Raw genomic sequence first — 16,168 nt, forward strand, 5'->3', positions numbered from 1 at the left:
AAGAGTTTTTTTTAAAAAACTTAGAAACTTAGATGCTTAGTGTCTTAGCCTCTTAATAAAATCAAAATATGATTGCTAAAAAGATTTTGAATGATGCATTTATAATTAGAATCGCAACAGCAGAAGACATTATACAAATGGAATATGTGCAATCAAGATGTTATCCAACATTGCATGAATCGGAAATCTTGGATAGGAATCATTTTGCGAATCATATAAAGGTTTTTCCTGAAGGTCAAATCGTAGTAGAAAAAGAGGGTGTTATAGTAGCTTCGGCAAGTTCGTTTAGATGTGATTTTCCAGAGCACGATAGCACTTTTCTGGAAGAGACAGACAATTTGTGGATTACCAATGTACAAATTCCTAATGGAGAGTGGATGTACGGAATAGACATGGGAGTGCAACCAGAATACAGAGGTTTAGGACTCTCAAAAGAAATGTATAAAGCGCGTAATGAAGTTTGTGTAGCATTGGGTTTGAAAGGGCAAATCATAGCTGGAATGACCATTGGTTATGGCAAAGTAAAAGACCAAATGTCCATTGAAGATTATTGTAAATCAGTTATGAATAATGAAATAATTGATCCTACGATAGCTCCACAAAGAAATGCTGGATTTCGATGGATTCGACCATTATACAACTACATCAATGATCCTGAATCGGGATTTGGAAGTATATTAATGTATAAACCTGTTGATGAGAATTATTATTTGGAGAAAGTATAATAAGTAAAAAAGTAAAAATAACCAAGCTAAAGGCTAATAGTCAATAACAAAAAGCCATATTTAAAAATAAAAAAAAGAAAAGAAAAATGGGAACGCAAATTAAAAAAGTATCAGAAATTCCAGGTCCAAAAAGTAAAATAATCTTAGCAAGAAGAGCTGCTGCTTTACCAGCAGGCCTTGGAAAATCTACCGAAGTGGTGGTTGAAAAAGCAGAAGGAGCTTTGGTGTGGGATGTAGACGGGAATCAATTGATTGATTTTGCAGGTGGGATTGGAATGGTAAATTTAGGACACAGACCTCAAGTGGTTATAGATGCTATAAAAGACCAATTGGACAAATACATACATACGGGAGCTTTAGTTACTACTTTTGAACCGTATCTAGATTTTGCAGAAATGCTAAACAATAGTACTCCAGGTGATTTTCCAAAGAAAACATTACTCGCTTGTTCTGGTTCCGAAGCTGTAGAAAATGCTATTTCGACTGCTAAATACTATACCAAACGTCCAGCAGTTATTTGTTTTGAAGGGGCTTACCATGGACGAACTATGCTGACACTGAGTTTGACTAGTAAATACGGTTTATTCAAAAGAGGTTTTGGAACTTTTGCACCAGATATTTATCGTTTTCTGTCTCCAAATTTATATCGAAAACCAGCAGCGATGACTGATGATGAGTATATTGATTATTGTATTGAACGTTTTGACCAAAATTTAATTTCGCATGTAGACCCATCAGCTGTTGCAGCAATCATTATTGAGCCTGTGCAAGGTGAAGGAGGATTTATTCCAGTTCCGAAACGTTTCCTTGAAAAAATCAGAAAAGTATGCGATGAACATGGTATTGTTTTTATTGCAGATGAGGTGCAATCTGGTGCGGGACGAACAGGTAAATTCTTGGCAATTGAACACAGTGGCGTTATACCAGATATTGTAACAATGGCAAAATCTATTGGATCAGGAATGCCAATTAGTGCTACAACAGGTAAAGCAGAAATCATGGACGCACCACATTTAGGAGGTGTTGGTGGAACATATTCAGGTAGCCCACTTGCTGTAGTTGCTGCGCATGCAACAGTAAAAGAAATTAATACACCAGAATTTTTAGCCAAAGCAACTCACGTTGGTAATGTTATAGTTAGTCGTTTGACGGAAATGAGCAAAAAATTCGAAGTAATAGGTGATATTCGTGGTCTAGGAGCGATGCTTGTAGTAGAGTTTGTAAAAGACAGAACAACCAAAGAACCTGACATGGATTTTGCAATGGCTGTAATCAAAAAATCAGTTTCCAATGGTTTGATTTTAATTAGAGCTGGATTGTATACTAACTGTATTCGTTTCTTACCTCCAATTGTAATTACCGATGAACAATTAAATGAAGGATTGGATGTGATAGAAAATGCTATTCAAGAAGTTTTGAACGAGAGAGTGTAAAAAAAAGTGTTCAGTGTTCAGAATTTTAGTATTCAGTCACAATCTCTTTTTTTAGATTATAAAACGATATTGATGAATCAATAAAACACTTTGAAATTATAATATCCTCACCCTGCTTTATAGAAAGGGTAGTGGTGAGGAAAAATTAACCATTATAAATTGTATAAATACTAAATGTTGAACAAGAAAAACATAATCAAGGGAGTAGCATTTGCATTATTAATTGCTACTATTTCATCTTGTAAAAAAACAGAAGAAAAAGTTAGTGTTTCAGAAGTAGCCGAAGCAGCTGTGCGATTTCCGGCTGAGTTTGAACCTCAGGAATCCGTTTGGATGGGATGGCCAACTTACGAAAATAAAGCGGGTTGGTCTGTTGAAGATTTACATGTACAAATTTGGGCAGCTTTGGCACCTACCGTTTTTATTGATGTTGCTGTAAATCCAGATAATCCAGAAAAAGAATACGTTTATGAAGATCAAATAAAACGAATCAAAGAATTAATGGCAAAATACAAAGTGCCGGCAGATAAAGTTCGTTTTCACAAAATTGCTCATGACGATGTTTGGTGGAGAGATATGGGGCCAATTTTTGTTGTAAACAAACAAAATCAATTGGAAATTGCCGATTTTTCATTCAATGGTTGGGGATATGAAGCAAACAATTCAGAATATTCTCTTGCAGAAGAGAAAATTGATGAAAATGTAGCTAAAGAATCCGGCTTGAAAATAAATTCTTCTAAAATGATTAGCGAAGGCGGAAATAGAGAGTTCAACGGAAAAGGCACTATGATTGCGGTGGAAGTGGTTGAAAAACAAAGGAATCCGAACATGACCAAGTCTCAAATGGAAGCTGAATACAAGCGTTTATTAGGAGTGACAAATGTAATTTGGTTGCCTTTTGGGCGATACGATGATGATTTAACTTTTAAATCCAAACTACCAAACGAAAAAGGAATTAAAGAAATTTATACGGTTATCACTACTGGAGGACACATAGACGAACATACCCGATTTGCAAGCTCAAATAGAATTTTGTACACCGATATTTCTGAAGAAGAAGCTAAAAAAGACCCAATTGCGGCTGAAAATAAAAGGAGAATGGATGCGAATTTAAAAGTTTTAAAAAACGCAAAAGATCAAGATGGGAATAAATTCGAATTGGTTCCTATGCCATCGGCTCCTGCTATCTATGAAACATTAAAAGAAGGTGATGGAGTTTATGATTATTTAGCGTCTAATGACAGTATCATAAAACAAAACCCTATCCAAAAAGGCAAACCTATAAAAGTGATATTGGCTTCTAGCTATTTGAATTTTTTGATATCGAACAAAGTCGTAGTGGCTCAGAAATTTTGGAAACCAGGTTGTCCTGAATCTTGGAAAGCCTTAGATAAAAAAGCTGCCGATATTTTGCAAAAAGCTTTTCCGGACAGGAAAATAGTTACTATTGATCCTCGCGCCATTAATATCGGTGGTGGTGGAATTCACTGTAATACACAACAAAAACCACTAATTACGAAATAATTTTTTATGAACAGTACAGTTAAAATAGCTTTAATTCAAGCGGCTTGTGTCGAAAATGTTGAACAAAATATTTTGGACAGTATTGCCAAAGTAAAAGAAGCAGCCCAAAACGGAGCTAAAATAGTTTGCCTTCAAGAATTATTCAACACGTTGTATATTGGTCAAGATGTAGATGTGGCTTATTACGATTATGCCGAAGTACTTCCCGGAGCTACATCAGATCGTTTTAGTGCATTGTCTAAGGAGCTTGGTATAGTCACTATTGTCCCGATGTACGAATTTGTAAGACCTGGAGTTTATTTTAATAGCGTTGTGGTTTATGATGCCGATGGATCTTATCTAGGAAAATACAGAAAAAATCATATTCCTGAAGGGCCACAATATTTAGAGAAGTATTACTTTACTCCTGGAAATACCGGATACAATATTTTTGAAACCAAATTCGGGAAAATTGCTGTTGGAATCTGTTGGGACGAATGGTTTCCAGAAGTAGCTAGGATATTTGCTTTACAAGGAGCACAACTAATTTTCTATCCTTCAGCAATTGGTTCAGAACCAGATAGACCAGACATCAGTACAGCAAAAGCTTGGGAAAAAGTGATTAGCTCTCATGGGATTTGTAATTCGGTTTATATAGCAGCCGTAAACAGAGTAGGCACGGAGCAAGGAAAAAATTCTGAAATGACATTTTACGGTTCAAGCTTTATTAGTAATCCTTATGGCGAAATCATGTCAAAAGGAGGAGCTGAAGACGAAATTGTTTACGCAGATGTTGATTTTGATATATGCAAAGAAGCGGCAGATTTGCTTCAGTTTCATAGAGACAGAAGAGTGGATACTTACAAACCATTATTGAAAATGGTAATTGAATAAATAAAAATAAAAGAAAGAGTGCAACAAATTTTAATACATAATGCCACTATTATTACTATGGATGAAGCTTTTGCAAAAGCGGATTCCATGGTAATTAATGCTTTAGGAAAAATTGAAGCGATTGGAATTGAAAATGAATTGAGAAACCAATTTGGATCTTTTAAAGAAGAAATTGACTATCATGGAAAAACAATTGTTCCAGGACTTAATGACGCGCACATACATGTTTGGAAAATTGGACATCTTCGAACCTATATGTTGGATGTTCGAGGCATAAAATCGATAGTCGAATTCAAACAAAAACTAAAAGATTTTGCCGAAAAAAATCCAAACTCAGAGTGGATTTTGGCTCGTGGAATTAACGAAATGGTACTCGAAGAAAAACGCTTGCCTACCAAAGAAGATTTGGATGAAGTAATTTCAGACAGACCCGTTTTTGTCATTAGAACTTGCGCGCATATTGGTATTGCCAATTCATTAGCAATACAACTTTCTGGAGTAGATGAAACGACTGAAGTCCCTTTTGGAGGTGAAATTCGCAAAAATCAAGACGGCAGTTTGCAGGGAATTTTTACCGAAAGAGCTTTGGGCTTAATTATGAATAATATTCCGCCTTTTACTTTCGAGGAATATAAAAACATGATTGTGGAAGCACATAACTATCTGTTAAGTTTAGGAATTACCAGTGCTACAGATCCTGCCGCCAATGAAGAATTGCTTGCAGCCTATATTCAATTGGATCAGGAAGGTTTACTTAAAGTGCGAATGAACGTTTTTCCGCTACGTATCCCTGATGGTAGTGACGAAATTCAAGTGTTGCCGGAACTGTATGAATCAGAATTCTTGCAAATCAAAACCGTGAAGTTCTTCTCGGATGGCGGATTGAGTTCGGCTACTGCTGCATTGAATGTTCCTTATAAAAATACGGATGGATATAAAGGAGTGTTGCGTTTGGACTATGATAAATTTTATGCCACTGCCAAAGAAGCAGTGCAAAAAGGTTTCTCTGTAGCTACGCATGCTATTGGTCATCAAGCCATCGATTTGACGTTGAAAGTATATAGTGATTTATTCAAAATAGATTCTTCTTTAAGACACAGAATAGAACATGTTGGATTTTTATCTAATGAAAATATAAATGATTTCAAACGAATGAATATGACTGCTGCCATGCAACCCATATTTATTTATGAATTGGCCAATAATTTCAAAAGTACTTTGACAGATGAATTATTGGATGTGGTTTATCCATGCAAAACTGTCTTAGACAATGGTATTAATTTAGCATTATCTACCGATGGACCCGTTGTAAAAGAAATAAACCCTTGGGTAAACATTGAAACGGCTATAACTCGAAAAGCTGCTGATGGTTTTGTCATTGGCGAAAGTCAAAAAATTACATTGCAACAAGCATTATACGCCTATACTCAAGGTAGCGCGGTTGCCGATAATTTGGAAAATATAAAAGGAAGCTTATCTGTCGGTAAACACGCCGATTTTATTGTATTAAATCAAAACCCTTTTGAGTTAGAAGATGTTTCTAATGTTGAAGCAATAGAGACATGGAGTGAAGGAAAGTTGATTTTTAAAAGAGACTAGTTCTAGATTTTTTTGATTTTCCATATATAAAAGTTCAATAGTAGAGGGCTAGAATTTCCCTTTGGAGGGGTGCCCGCAGGGTGGGGTGGTTTTTAGCTTATAAACACAAAATTTCTTAATCAAACAACATAGAGATATTGGAAGGGGTGAGGATTTTATAATTAGATCAACTATAATTAAAACACAAAAAACAACTTATTTTTTTAAAAATAAAACCAAAAAAACTATTATTATTGTAAATAAATTAATTACATTTGAATTGTTATAATTAATTTACAAATATAAGCTAAAGATGAGTGTATTAGACGATGAATTGGATTTTCAGATTTTGACATTATTACAAAAAGACGGTAGAATGTCGTTTACTGAAATATCAAAAGAAATAAATGTTGCGGTAAGTACTATCAGACACCGTTTTATCAATTTGGTAGAAGATGGAACGTTAAAAATTATAGGAAGGATAGATCCGAACAAAATTGGTTTTAATGCTTATGCAAGTATTTTGATCTCGGTCAAACCAAAAACATATATGAATGCCATTTTTGAAGAGTTAACCAAATTGCCTGAAATTAGTTTTTTAGCATCCGTTTCAGGTGATTTTGATATTGAAGCAAATGTTATGTGCCGTGACATGGAACATTTAAATGAATTAATTGGAGATAAAATACACGTGATGGATGGTGTTTTTGATACCAAAACAAACATGTATATGAAAATATACAAATTCGCACAACCCGATTTAGAATTAGCAAAATTATCAAGCAAACAAAATGAGTAATACAGACAAATTATACGAAAGAAGAAAGAAAAGTGTTCCAAACGCTTTGGGAATTTTTAATCCATCCAGTATTCAATCGGCCAAAGGCGCCATAATTATTGATGCTGATGGAAGAGAATTGATTGATTTTGCAGGTGGAATTGGAGTAAATAACGTGGGACACAGTGTTCCAGAAATTATTGAAGCCATTCAAAAACAAGCCGAAAAATTTATTCATGCCTCTTTTAATGTTTCAGTTTACGAGCAATATTTAGATTTGACCGAAAAATTGTGTGAAATTTTACCTCATGGTGAAAATACGAAAGCAATGCTTACTTTGTCGGGAGCTGAATCTGTGGAGAATGCGATAAAAATTGCGCGTGCCGTAACTGGAAAAGCTGGAATCATTTGTTATGACGGTTCTTTTCACGGTCGTACTATGATGGCTATGACTTTGACATCCAATGTCAAATACAAAGAAGGAGCAGGACCTTACGCACCCGAAGTATACCGTTTGGAATATCCGTATTACAAACCGAGTATGGTGTCTCGAATGACCCAAGATGAGTTTGATGATTTGATGATTATGAAATTGCATAAAACTTTTTCATCTACTGTTTCTATCAGTCAAACCGCTGCAATTATATTGGAATTGGTGCAAGGTGAAGGAGGTTTTACAACCGCTTCCAAAAGATACGTTCAATATTTACGCCAATTTTGTACAGAAAATAACATTTTGTTGATTTTCGATGAGGTACAATCTGGTTTTGGTCGTACTGGAGCTTGGGCTGCATACGAACATTATGGAGTAACACCAGATTTGTCTACTTGGGCGAAATCTATGGGTGGCGGAATGCCTATTGGAGCTGTAATTGGTAAACAAGAAATTATGGATGCCATAAAACCAGGACTTATTGGTGGAACCTATTTGGGTGGGCCTTTAAGCTGTGTGGCTTCATTGGCAAGTATCAATTATATGCAAAAAAATGACATTAATGCTGCTGGTAAAAAAGTAGGTAAAATTGTTCATGATAAATTCAAACATTGGCAAGCTGCATATCCAGAAACCATTACGGATGTTCGTGGATTGGGAGCGATGTTGGCTTTTGAAATTACAAATCCAAAAACTGGAATTCCGGATGGAGTTGCTACAAAAGCAATTGTCGATAAATGTTTGGCCAATGGATTGATTGTAATTACTTCTGGAACGTACGGAAATTGTATTAGAATTCTAAGTCCTTTGTTTATTGAAGATGAAGTCTTGCACAAAGGCTTAATGATTTTGGAAGAAGCGATAGAAGAGGTTTTGAAGTAAAATAATCTTTGTCAAAGTTCAAAACTTTGACAAAGAGATCTTAAAAGAAAAAAATGAGAAAGCAATATATAAATGGAGAATGGTGTGACGCAATAGACGGAACTACATGGGACGTGCAGAGTCCAGCGACTGAAGAAATTTTAGACAAAGTTCCTTTTGGAAATGCAGCAGACTGCACATTAGCGATCAATGCTGCTGATGCTGCTTTCAAAGGGTGGAAAAATACAACACCTTATTTTAGAGCGGAGTTTCTAAAAAAGGCAGCGGATTATATACGTGCAAATGTGGAAGCTTTTGCAATAGAAACCGCTTTGGAAACAGGAAAACCAATGCTGGAAGCAAGAGGCGAATGGCAAGTTTCTGCCAACCTTTTCGAATGGTATGCCGAAGAAGGAAAACGCAGTTATGGAAGGGTTATTCCTTCGAGTAGAATTGACAAACGTTCGATGGTCATTTATCAGCCATTGGGTGTTGTTGGTGTAATTACGGCATGGAATTTCCCAGCTTATAATCCAGCAAGAGCTGTAGCTGCTGCATTGGCGGCGGGTTGTGCCGTTGTAATGCGCGGTTCCGAATTTACTCCATTGTCGAGTTTTAATATGGCAAAATCCTTGCATGAAGCTGGAATTCCAAAAGGAGTTTTTAATTTAATCAATACGGAACCGGTTTCTACAGGAATCGAAATGATTGAAAACCCTTTGTTAAAAAAAATAAGTTTTACTGGAAGTACCCGTGTTGGAAAAATATTAATGGATGGTGCTTCAAAAACATCAACCAAATTGTCATTGGAATTGGGTGGAAACGCTCCCGTTATAATTGATAAAGATGTTGATGTAGAATCGATTGCACATCAAGCTTTGGTTGCCAAATTAAGAAATTGTGGACAAGTTTGTGTTTCGCCACAGCGTTTTTATGTGCATTCCAGCATTTTTAATCAGTTTGTTGCTGTTGTAAAAGAGGATATATCTAATTTAAAAACAGGTGTCAATGGAGGAAATATTGATTTTGTTGGACCATTGATTAATAAAACACAGCAAAACCATTCTTTGGCTATGCTCGAAAAAGCAAAAAGTGAGGGAGCAATTGTTCATATTGGTGGTGAAAAAGCAGCGAAAGGATTTTTTGTACATCCTGCATTAATTGAAGCCAGACAAAATCAAGCTTTTATTAAGACAGAAGTATTTGGACCGTTGATGATAGTAATTCCTTTTGATACTCAAGAGGAGGTGATTGAATGGGCAAACGAAACCGAATATGGTTTGGCGTCTTACGTTTTTACCAATCACATAAAAAATGCAAATGTATATGCCGAAAACCTTGAGTTCGGTATGGTTGGAATAAACGAATGGGCGGCACACGGAACAGAATTGCCTTTTGTTGGAATAAAAAGCAGTGGAATTGGCCATGAATCAGGATCTGAAGGTTTGAAAGAATATTTGGAAATGAAATTGATTAGTTACGGTAATATGTGCTAATATAAAGCAAAAGGCAAAGGGCAAATTCCAAAAGTCAAACAACAGTTCCTTCTTCGTTTCCTTTGGAGAGGGTCGGGGTGAGGTTTTAAAACATAAAAAGATGAAAAAAGAAATTTTAGGCAAATACATTTTACAGACTGCTACACCAGAATACGCAAAACAAGAAGCAGAACTTCAAAAAATTGTTTTTCCAACTTTATCAGCTGAAGAATTAATGACAGAAGAGCAATATTTGAGACACATGGAAATTTTTCCAGAAGGTCAAATGGTTGTTTTAGATGGAGATAGAGTAATTGCGGCTACTACAACTTTACAGCAAAATTATCATAAAGGACACCATACTTTTTTGGAGATTTCTGATAATCTTTGGTTAGGAACGCATGATCCAAAAGCGGAATGGTTGTATGGACTTGATGTTTCGGTGCATCCCGATTATCAAGGACAAGGAATTGGAAGACAAATTTACAATGCCCGTCAAGAGGTGGCAATTGAATTGGGATGTTTAGGTCAAATGACCGCAGGAATGCCAATTGGTTTTGATAAAGTAAAAGATCAAATGACCATTGCAGAGTATTGTGATAAGCTTATAAAAGGTGAAATCATCGATCCTACAGTAACGGCTCAAACTAAATGCGGATTCATTTTAGTAGAACCATTGTTTGATTATTTAGATGATCCACGTAGCGGGAATTGTTCGGTGTTAATGTATTGGCCTATTGATTCAGCTACTAAATTAAGCGAACACCATTAAGAAGAAAGTACTCAGTATTCAGTTTTTTTAGTGTTCAGTTATAAATATAAAGAAAAATTAAGTTTTCTGGGACTTAATGAACCTTAATTTCTTTATGGTTCAAAGAAAATTAAATTTTTAAATCTTTAAATTCACTTAATTGAGTATAGAATGTTCTTTATTCATTATTGCTATGATAAAATGAACTCCAAATGAGTTTAGAAATTTCTGACTAGATTTCTAAAATTATATAATTTTTTACTATTTAACTAAAACCAAAAACCAAATGAAAAAAATTGCATTATCCTTACTTGTAATTGTAGGCTTATTTTCAAGCTGTGGCAAAAAAACTGAAGAAGTTAAAACAGAAACTGTTGATTTAGCAGCATTAAAAGGTTCTACATTAAATATCCTTGCTTGGGAAGGATATGCTGACGCTTCTTTTACCAAAGAATTTGAAGAAAAATATGGAGTGACTGTAAAAGGAACTTATTTTGGATCTTCAGATGAGTTGGTTTCAAAATTACAAAGTGGCGGTGGAGCTAGTTATGATGTAATCACTCCTTCATCCGATGTGGCGGGTTATATCGTTTCTTCAGATTTGGCTGAACCATTAGATATAGAACAATTAACGGCTTGGAAATCACTTTCACCAGTTTTATCTGGAATGAAAGATGTTCAAAAAGACGGAAAAACATACGGTATGCCATTTACTTGGGGACCGGATTATTTAGTTTATAATGCCGATATTATCAAAGAAACTCCAACTTCATGGAACCTTTTCTTTGATCCAAAATACAAAGGAAAAATCGCCATGTATGATGATATTTCTTCTATTTATTTAGCGGCTCAATTGTTAGGATACGACAAAACAGATCAGTCGGTTTTGTATAATTTAACCGAAGAACAGTTGCTTGCATGTAAAGCAAAATTGGTAGAATTGAAACCTCAGGTTCGTAAAAACTGGGCTTCAGCAGGGGAATTGGACAATTTATTCAAAAATAAAGAAGTAGTTGCCGCAGTGGGATGGCCATTGACTCCAGCAAATTTAAACAAGCAAGGAATGAACATCAAAGCTGTGATTCCTACTGAAGGTGCAACAGGCTGGATTGACCGTTTGATGATTGTGAAAGGAGCTAAAAACAAGCAATTGGCTCAATTATGGTTGGAGTACGTTTCTCAACCAAAAGTGATGGCTCAAATAGCAGAATTCACACAATACTATGTGTCAAATCCAGAAGCAAATGCCTTGTTAACTCCCGAAACTCAAAAATTAATGGATGTAGCAAGCATGGATCAAATGTTTAAAACCTTGAATTTTTGGCAACCTGTGAAAAACAGAAAAAGATACAATGAAATCTGGAGTGAAGTAAAAAACCAATAATTCCTTCTTCAAAAATATTTTAGGAATGAACAAACAAGAACTATTTGCAGGATTAAAAATCGTCGAATTAGCGGGGGTTTTGGCTGGTCCTGCGGTAGGAATGTTTTTTGCCGAATTGGGTGCGACTGTTATAAAAGTCGAAAATCCTTCCAACAACGGAGATGTAACTAGAAGCTGGCTTTTAGAATCAGAATCCAAGGAAAATCAATCCGGGTATTATAGTTCTGTGAATTATAATAAAAAAGTCATGTGGGCAGATTTAACTGTCGAAAAAGATCTTCAGTTAGTTTTGAATGAGATTGCAGAAGCGGATATTGTTATTGCCAATTTCAAACCTTCCTCGGCCATAAAACTAGGATTAGATGCCGAAACGTTACGAAGTAAATTCCCTAGACTCATTTATGCACAAATAAGCGGTTATGGAGCCAAAGACGAAACTCCCGCTTTTGATGTGGTTTTGCAGGCAGAAGCTGGATTTATTTACATAAATGGTGAAAAAGAAGGTGCTGCTGTCAAGGTCCCAATTGCCATTATTGATATTCTGGCAGCACACCAACTTAAAGAAGCCATATTGATTGCATTGCTGAAAAGAAGTAGTTCGAATCAAGGTATGACTGTTCATGTGTCTTTATATAATGCGGCTTTAGCTTCATTGGCCAATCAAGCGACCAATTATTTAATGGGTGGAATTGTTCCAGAAAGAATGGGGAGTTTACATCCAAATATAGCTCCTTATGGCGAAACGTTTTACACAAAAGATCATAAAGCAATTGTCCTTGCAGTGGGAAATGACAAACAGTTTACAGCGCTTTGTTTGTGTTTGAATATAAATGATTTACTATCAGATGTTCGTTTTAGTTCAAATAATTTAAGAGTCAAAAACAGAGAAAGTTTAAGTTCTTTATTGGGAAACGCTTTTGTACAATTTGAAAGTGATTTTTTGCTCAACGAATTAAAAAATAATAATGTGCCTTGTGGCGATATTAGAAACATGTCTGAGGTTTTGAAAAGTGAAAGTGCTCAAAAATTAATTTTAACCGAAATACTTTCCTCTGGCCAAATCACTAAAAGAATGGCAACTGCCGTTTTTGATATGTATTAAAAAAGTATAATTTTTTACAATGAAGAACTACAATAAATATGTATTAATTTTTCCACTCTTGCTGTGGTTATTCCTGTTTCTGGTAATGCCGTATTTGTTCATTTTGACTCAAAGTGTATTGGCAACAGATGATTTTGGAAAAGTAGTATATGATCTCAATTTTGATTCGTATATCAAGATTTTTACAAATCCATTGTATTACGAAACCTTGATTCGAACTTTTATTTATGCTATAATTGTTGCATTAGCTTGCATCGTATTGAGTTTGCCACTGGCCTATTTTATTGCTTTCAAAGTAACCAAAAACAAATCGTTCTATTACACTTTAATCGTTCTGCCTTTTTGGATGTCCTATATTGTTCGAGCTTATGCATGGAAAGTAATTCTTGGAGAAAACGGAATTTTTAATTCGTCGTTACTCAATATGGGTATTATAGACAAACCATTGCGCTTTGTGTTGTATTCTGATTTCTCGGTAATTCTCTGTTTGATTTATATCTTTTTGCCTTTTGTTTGCATACCAATTTATACTTCATTCGAACAAATATCAAAATCATTGGTAGAAGCCAGCAAAGATTTAGGAGCCAATTCTTGGGTGACTTTTAGAAAAGTAATTTTTCCACTAATTCTGCCTGGAGTTATTTCTGGAGGTACTTTAGCTTTGGTACTTACGCTAGGAGATTTCTTGGCGGCCTCGCTTTTAGGCGGTCCCAATACATTGTTTATATCCAGCATCGTTCAAAATTTATTTGGAACATCCAATGACAAACCACTGGGATCTGCAGTTGGAGTAGTTTTACTCATTTTGGTTTTTATAGTATTGGAACTTTCCTCTCGATACGAGAAAAAACACGAAACACAATAATCATGAAAAAAATAAGAGCATTTATAATTTCCTTTTCAGCCTTTTCGGTGCTGTGGTTTTTGTATTTCCCGATATTCATTATTATTTGGTTTTCCTTTAATAAAGAATCGGTAAGTTCATTTCCAATTGAACATTATTCGTTGGATTGGTACGTAAAATTATTTCACAACCAATCAATGATTAATGCTGTCGAAGTCAGTTTTATAATAGCAATATCAAGTACGCTCGCTGCTTTAATAATTGGAATACCGTCTGCTTATGCGCTACACAAATACAATTATTTTGGTAAAAACTTTTTGCTAAAATTAATTTTACTTCCCATTACGCTTCCAGGAATTGTGACGGGAGTTGCCATGTTGAGTCTTTTTCCTTTAATGGGAATTCCATTGTCATTGAAAGCCGTTTTTATTGGACATACCACTTTTTTAATTGCCATTATGATTACACAGATTTTGGCTCGATTCAAAAAATTAGATCCTTATTTGGAAATGGCGGCCTTTGATTTGGGAGCCAGTCCATTACAAGCGTTTTTTAAAGTGATTTTACCCAATATAAAAACAGCCATTATTGGTGCCGTTTTATTATCACTAGTATTATCAATGGATGAGATTCCTGTTACTTTTTTCTTGATTTCAAGAGAAAATACATTACCAATAGAAATTTATGGAATGATGCGTCGAGGGATTACACCCGAAGTAAATGCTGTGGCAACTTTGGTATTTTTAATATCATCAGCAGCCATTTTTATTTCATTAAAATTTAATAAAGAGAATTAAAAATGAAGGAAATCTCAAATTTAACCTCGGATGCAACTATTGAAGTTAATATTAGAACATTGCAAAAAGAAGAAATCGAAGTTTTTAAAAAAATGAATCTTCAATTTTATAAAGAAATAGATTTTGACTACAATGTAGATGAGTATGATGAAATAGTATCTGATTTTTTGACTAATGGAGAAATAATTGTCGCTGTTGTTTACAATGAAATTATTGGATTTGTTACGTATGTTGTAACTAATGCAATTTATGCAAAAGGTAAATTAGGTGTTGTCAATGAATTGTATATCGTGCCTGATTTTCGTTCGAAAAAGATAGGGCAGAAATTGATTGATTATGTGGGTACTATAGCTGAAAAAGAGGGTTGGAAAAGAATAGAACTCGATACGCCAAGACCTGACGTTTCTGAAAAAGCGTTGAATTTTTATCTAAATGAAGGTTTTGTAACTTCTGGTTTTAGAATGAAAAAAGTTATTAATAAGTAGGTTGTATTTAGATTTATACAAGGATTTAGAGTCCTAAAATTACAGTAAAATGAGTAAATTAGAATTAAAAGGAATCAGTAAATCATACGGAAGTTCGCTTATTGTAAACAATTTGGATTTAGAAATCCAAGATGGAGAATTTTTGACCATTTTGGGACCAAGTGGTTGCGGAAAAACAACAACCTTGCGCATGATTGCAGGTTTCGAAACTCCCGACAATGGACAAGTTTTACTCAATAAACAAGACATTTCACAATTGCCTCCCTATAAAAGAAACGTAAATACGGTTTTTCAAAATTATGCTTTGTTTCCGCATCTTAATGTGGCCGAGAATATCGCTTTTGGTTTGCACCAAAAAAAATTGAGCAAAACCGAAACCAATAAACGAGTGGATGAAATGCTTGAATTGGTACAGATGCAAGCTTTTAAGACACGAAAACCCTTTGAAATGTCAGGTGGACAGCAACAACGAGTTGCCATTGCCAGAGCGATTGCACCCGATCCTGAAATTTTATTGTTGGATGAACCTCTTGGTGCATTGGATTTGAAATTAAGGAAACAGATGCAGTTCGAATTGAAACAGTTGCACAAAGATTTGAATAAAACTTTTGTGTATGTAACACACGATCAGGAAGAAGCCTTGACCATGTCGGATCGAATTGCAGTAATGAATCACGGAGTTATCGAGCAGTTGTCGGACAGTCAAACTTTATATAATCATCCAAAAACCAAATTTGTAGCTGGTTTTATTGGAGAAGCCAATTTGATTCCGGTGAACATTGCTAATAAACAAACATTTTCATTAGAGGATAAAACCTTTAGCTTTAATCATGAAATAAGTGATAATAAGGGAATAGTATTCATCAGACCAGAGAATGTTTCTTTTGATACAATGCATGATATTTCGCTTCAAGTTACTATCGAAGATGTCATTTTTGTGGGGAATCACAGAAAGTACAAATTGGTAACGGCATCTGGTCAAAAAATTATTAAAACAGAAGATTCGTCAGTAGCATTGACAAAAATTATAGGACAATCGGTGACTATTTATTTAGCGCCGAGTTTAATTCAAATTTATAATTAAATAAAAGTTTGGTTGAAGTTTAAAACTTCTAACCTCTAACT

At 34.9% G+C, this 16,168-nt stretch carries 15 protein-coding genes; all 15 read left to right on the forward strand.

Annotated elements, in window-relative coordinates; translation table 11 throughout:
- Positions 1-68 precede the first annotated feature (68 nt).
- The 15 genes from AC8GF4_RS03470 to AC8GF4_RS03540 all read left to right on the forward strand — a co-directional run bounded on the left by AC8GF4_RS03470 (position 69) and on the right by AC8GF4_RS03540 (position 16,127).
- Positions 69-725 (forward strand): GNAT family N-acetyltransferase, encoded by a 657-nt coding sequence (locus AC8GF4_RS03470; RefSeq protein WP_506592730.1) that lies wholly within the window; start codon positions 69-71, stop codon positions 723-725.
- An 86-nt stretch (positions 726-811) separates the two neighbouring features.
- Positions 812-2,158 (forward strand): aspartate aminotransferase family protein, encoded by a 1,347-nt coding sequence (locus AC8GF4_RS03475; protein ID WP_506592731.1) that lies wholly within the window; start codon positions 812-814, stop codon positions 2,156-2,158.
- Between the two features lie 174 nt (positions 2,159-2,332).
- Complete coding sequence (locus AC8GF4_RS03480; protein ID WP_506592732.1) at positions 2,333-3,682, forward strand: agmatine deiminase family protein; 1,350 nt, start codon at positions 2,333-2,335, stop codon at positions 3,680-3,682.
- A gap of 6 nt (positions 3,683-3,688) precedes the next feature.
- Entirely contained in the window at positions 3,689-4,555 is an 867-nt protein-coding gene (locus AC8GF4_RS03485) for a carbon-nitrogen hydrolase (RefSeq protein ID WP_506592734.1), read from the forward strand.
- Between the two features lie 18 nt (positions 4,556-4,573).
- On the forward strand, positions 4,574-6,154 hold the full coding sequence (locus AC8GF4_RS03490; protein WP_506592735.1) for an amidohydrolase: 1,581 nt from the start codon (positions 4,574-4,576) through the stop codon (positions 6,152-6,154).
- 292 nt (positions 6,155-6,446) lie between these two features.
- Positions 6,447-6,932: an Lrp/AsnC family transcriptional regulator gene (locus AC8GF4_RS03495; protein WP_506592736.1), complete on the forward strand. Its 486-nt coding sequence runs from the start codon at positions 6,447-6,449 to the stop codon at positions 6,930-6,932.
- Positions 6,925-8,226 carry an aspartate aminotransferase family protein gene (locus tag AC8GF4_RS03500; protein ID WP_506592738.1) on the forward strand — a complete coding sequence of 434 codons (1,302 nt, stop codon included), beginning with the start codon at positions 6,925-6,927 and terminating at the stop codon, positions 8,224-8,226. The genes AC8GF4_RS03495 and AC8GF4_RS03500 overlap by 8 nt, the downstream gene beginning before the upstream one ends.
- A 53-nt stretch (positions 8,227-8,279) precedes the next feature.
- Positions 8,280-9,701 (forward strand): aldehyde dehydrogenase family protein, encoded by a 1,422-nt coding sequence (locus tag AC8GF4_RS03505; RefSeq protein ID WP_506592739.1) that lies wholly within the window; start codon positions 8,280-8,282, stop codon positions 9,699-9,701.
- Between the two features lie 100 nt (positions 9,702-9,801).
- Positions 9,802-10,452 carry a GNAT family N-acetyltransferase gene (locus tag AC8GF4_RS03510; RefSeq protein ID WP_506592740.1) on the forward strand — a complete coding sequence of 217 codons (651 nt, stop codon included), beginning with the start codon at positions 9,802-9,804 and terminating at the stop codon, positions 10,450-10,452.
- A gap of 265 nt (positions 10,453-10,717) precedes the next feature.
- Positions 10,718-11,815, forward strand: a complete 1,098-nt coding sequence (locus AC8GF4_RS03515; protein ID WP_506592741.1) for an ABC transporter substrate-binding protein — start codon at positions 10,718-10,720, stop codon at positions 11,813-11,815.
- A gap of 25 nt (positions 11,816-11,840) precedes the next feature.
- Positions 11,841-12,917 carry a CaiB/BaiF CoA transferase family protein gene (locus tag AC8GF4_RS03520; RefSeq protein WP_506592742.1) on the forward strand — a complete coding sequence of 359 codons (1,077 nt, stop codon included), beginning with the start codon at positions 11,841-11,843 and terminating at the stop codon, positions 12,915-12,917.
- A gap of 19 nt (positions 12,918-12,936) precedes the next feature.
- Positions 12,937-13,782: an ABC transporter permease gene (locus AC8GF4_RS03525; RefSeq protein ID WP_506592743.1), complete on the forward strand. Its 846-nt coding sequence runs from the start codon at positions 12,937-12,939 to the stop codon at positions 13,780-13,782.
- 2 nt (positions 13,783-13,784) lie between these two features.
- Positions 13,785-14,558: an ABC transporter permease gene (locus AC8GF4_RS03530; protein ID WP_506592744.1), complete on the forward strand. Its 774-nt coding sequence runs from the start codon at positions 13,785-13,787 to the stop codon at positions 14,556-14,558.
- A 2-nt stretch (positions 14,559-14,560) separates the two neighbouring features.
- Positions 14,561-15,043: a GNAT family N-acetyltransferase gene (locus AC8GF4_RS03535; protein ID WP_506592745.1), complete on the forward strand. Its 483-nt coding sequence runs from the start codon at positions 14,561-14,563 to the stop codon at positions 15,041-15,043.
- 49 nt (positions 15,044-15,092) lie between these two features.
- Positions 15,093-16,127 (forward strand): ABC transporter ATP-binding protein, encoded by a 1,035-nt coding sequence (locus AC8GF4_RS03540; RefSeq protein WP_506592746.1) that lies wholly within the window; start codon positions 15,093-15,095, stop codon positions 16,125-16,127.
- Positions 16,128-16,168: the final 41 nt, after the last annotated feature.

It is taken from the genome of Flavobacterium rarum (SeqCode) (assembly GCF_965234445.1).
Classification (GTDB): domain Bacteria; phylum Bacteroidota; class Bacteroidia; order Flavobacteriales; family Flavobacteriaceae; genus Flavobacterium; species Flavobacterium rarum.

Coding starts and splice junctions, on each gene's coding strand:
- AC8GF4_RS03525 (WP_506592743.1), top strand. CDS start 12,937: ATGAAGAACTACAATAAATATGTATTAATTTTTCCACTCTTGCTGTGG.
- AC8GF4_RS03520 (WP_506592742.1), top strand. CDS start 11,841: ATGAACAAACAAGAACTATTTGCAGGATTAAAAATCGTCGAATTAGCG.
- AC8GF4_RS03505 (WP_506592739.1), top strand. CDS start 8,280: ATGAGAAAGCAATATATAAATGGAGAATGGTGTGACGCAATAGACGGA.
- AC8GF4_RS03535 (WP_506592745.1), top strand. CDS start 14,561: ATGAAGGAAATCTCAAATTTAACCTCGGATGCAACTATTGAAGTTAAT.
- AC8GF4_RS03530 (WP_506592744.1), top strand. CDS start 13,785: ATGAAAAAAATAAGAGCATTTATAATTTCCTTTTCAGCCTTTTCGGTG.
- AC8GF4_RS03540 (WP_506592746.1), top strand. CDS start 15,093: ATGAGTAAATTAGAATTAAAAGGAATCAGTAAATCATACGGAAGTTCG.
- AC8GF4_RS03475 (WP_506592731.1), top strand. CDS start 812: ATGGGAACGCAAATTAAAAAAGTATCAGAAATTCCAGGTCCAAAAAGT.
- AC8GF4_RS03515 (WP_506592741.1), top strand. CDS start 10,718: ATGAAAAAAATTGCATTATCCTTACTTGTAATTGTAGGCTTATTTTCA.
- AC8GF4_RS03485 (WP_506592734.1), top strand. CDS start 3,689: ATGAACAGTACAGTTAAAATAGCTTTAATTCAAGCGGCTTGTGTCGAA.
- AC8GF4_RS03470 (WP_506592730.1), top strand. CDS start 69: ATGATTGCTAAAAAGATTTTGAATGATGCATTTATAATTAGAATCGCA.
- AC8GF4_RS03480 (WP_506592732.1), top strand. CDS start 2,333: ATGTTGAACAAGAAAAACATAATCAAGGGAGTAGCATTTGCATTATTA.
- AC8GF4_RS03495 (WP_506592736.1), top strand. CDS start 6,447: ATGAGTGTATTAGACGATGAATTGGATTTTCAGATTTTGACATTATTA.
- AC8GF4_RS03500 (WP_506592738.1), top strand. CDS start 6,925: ATGAGTAATACAGACAAATTATACGAAAGAAGAAAGAAAAGTGTTCCA.
- AC8GF4_RS03510 (WP_506592740.1), top strand. CDS start 9,802: ATGAAAAAAGAAATTTTAGGCAAATACATTTTACAGACTGCTACACCA.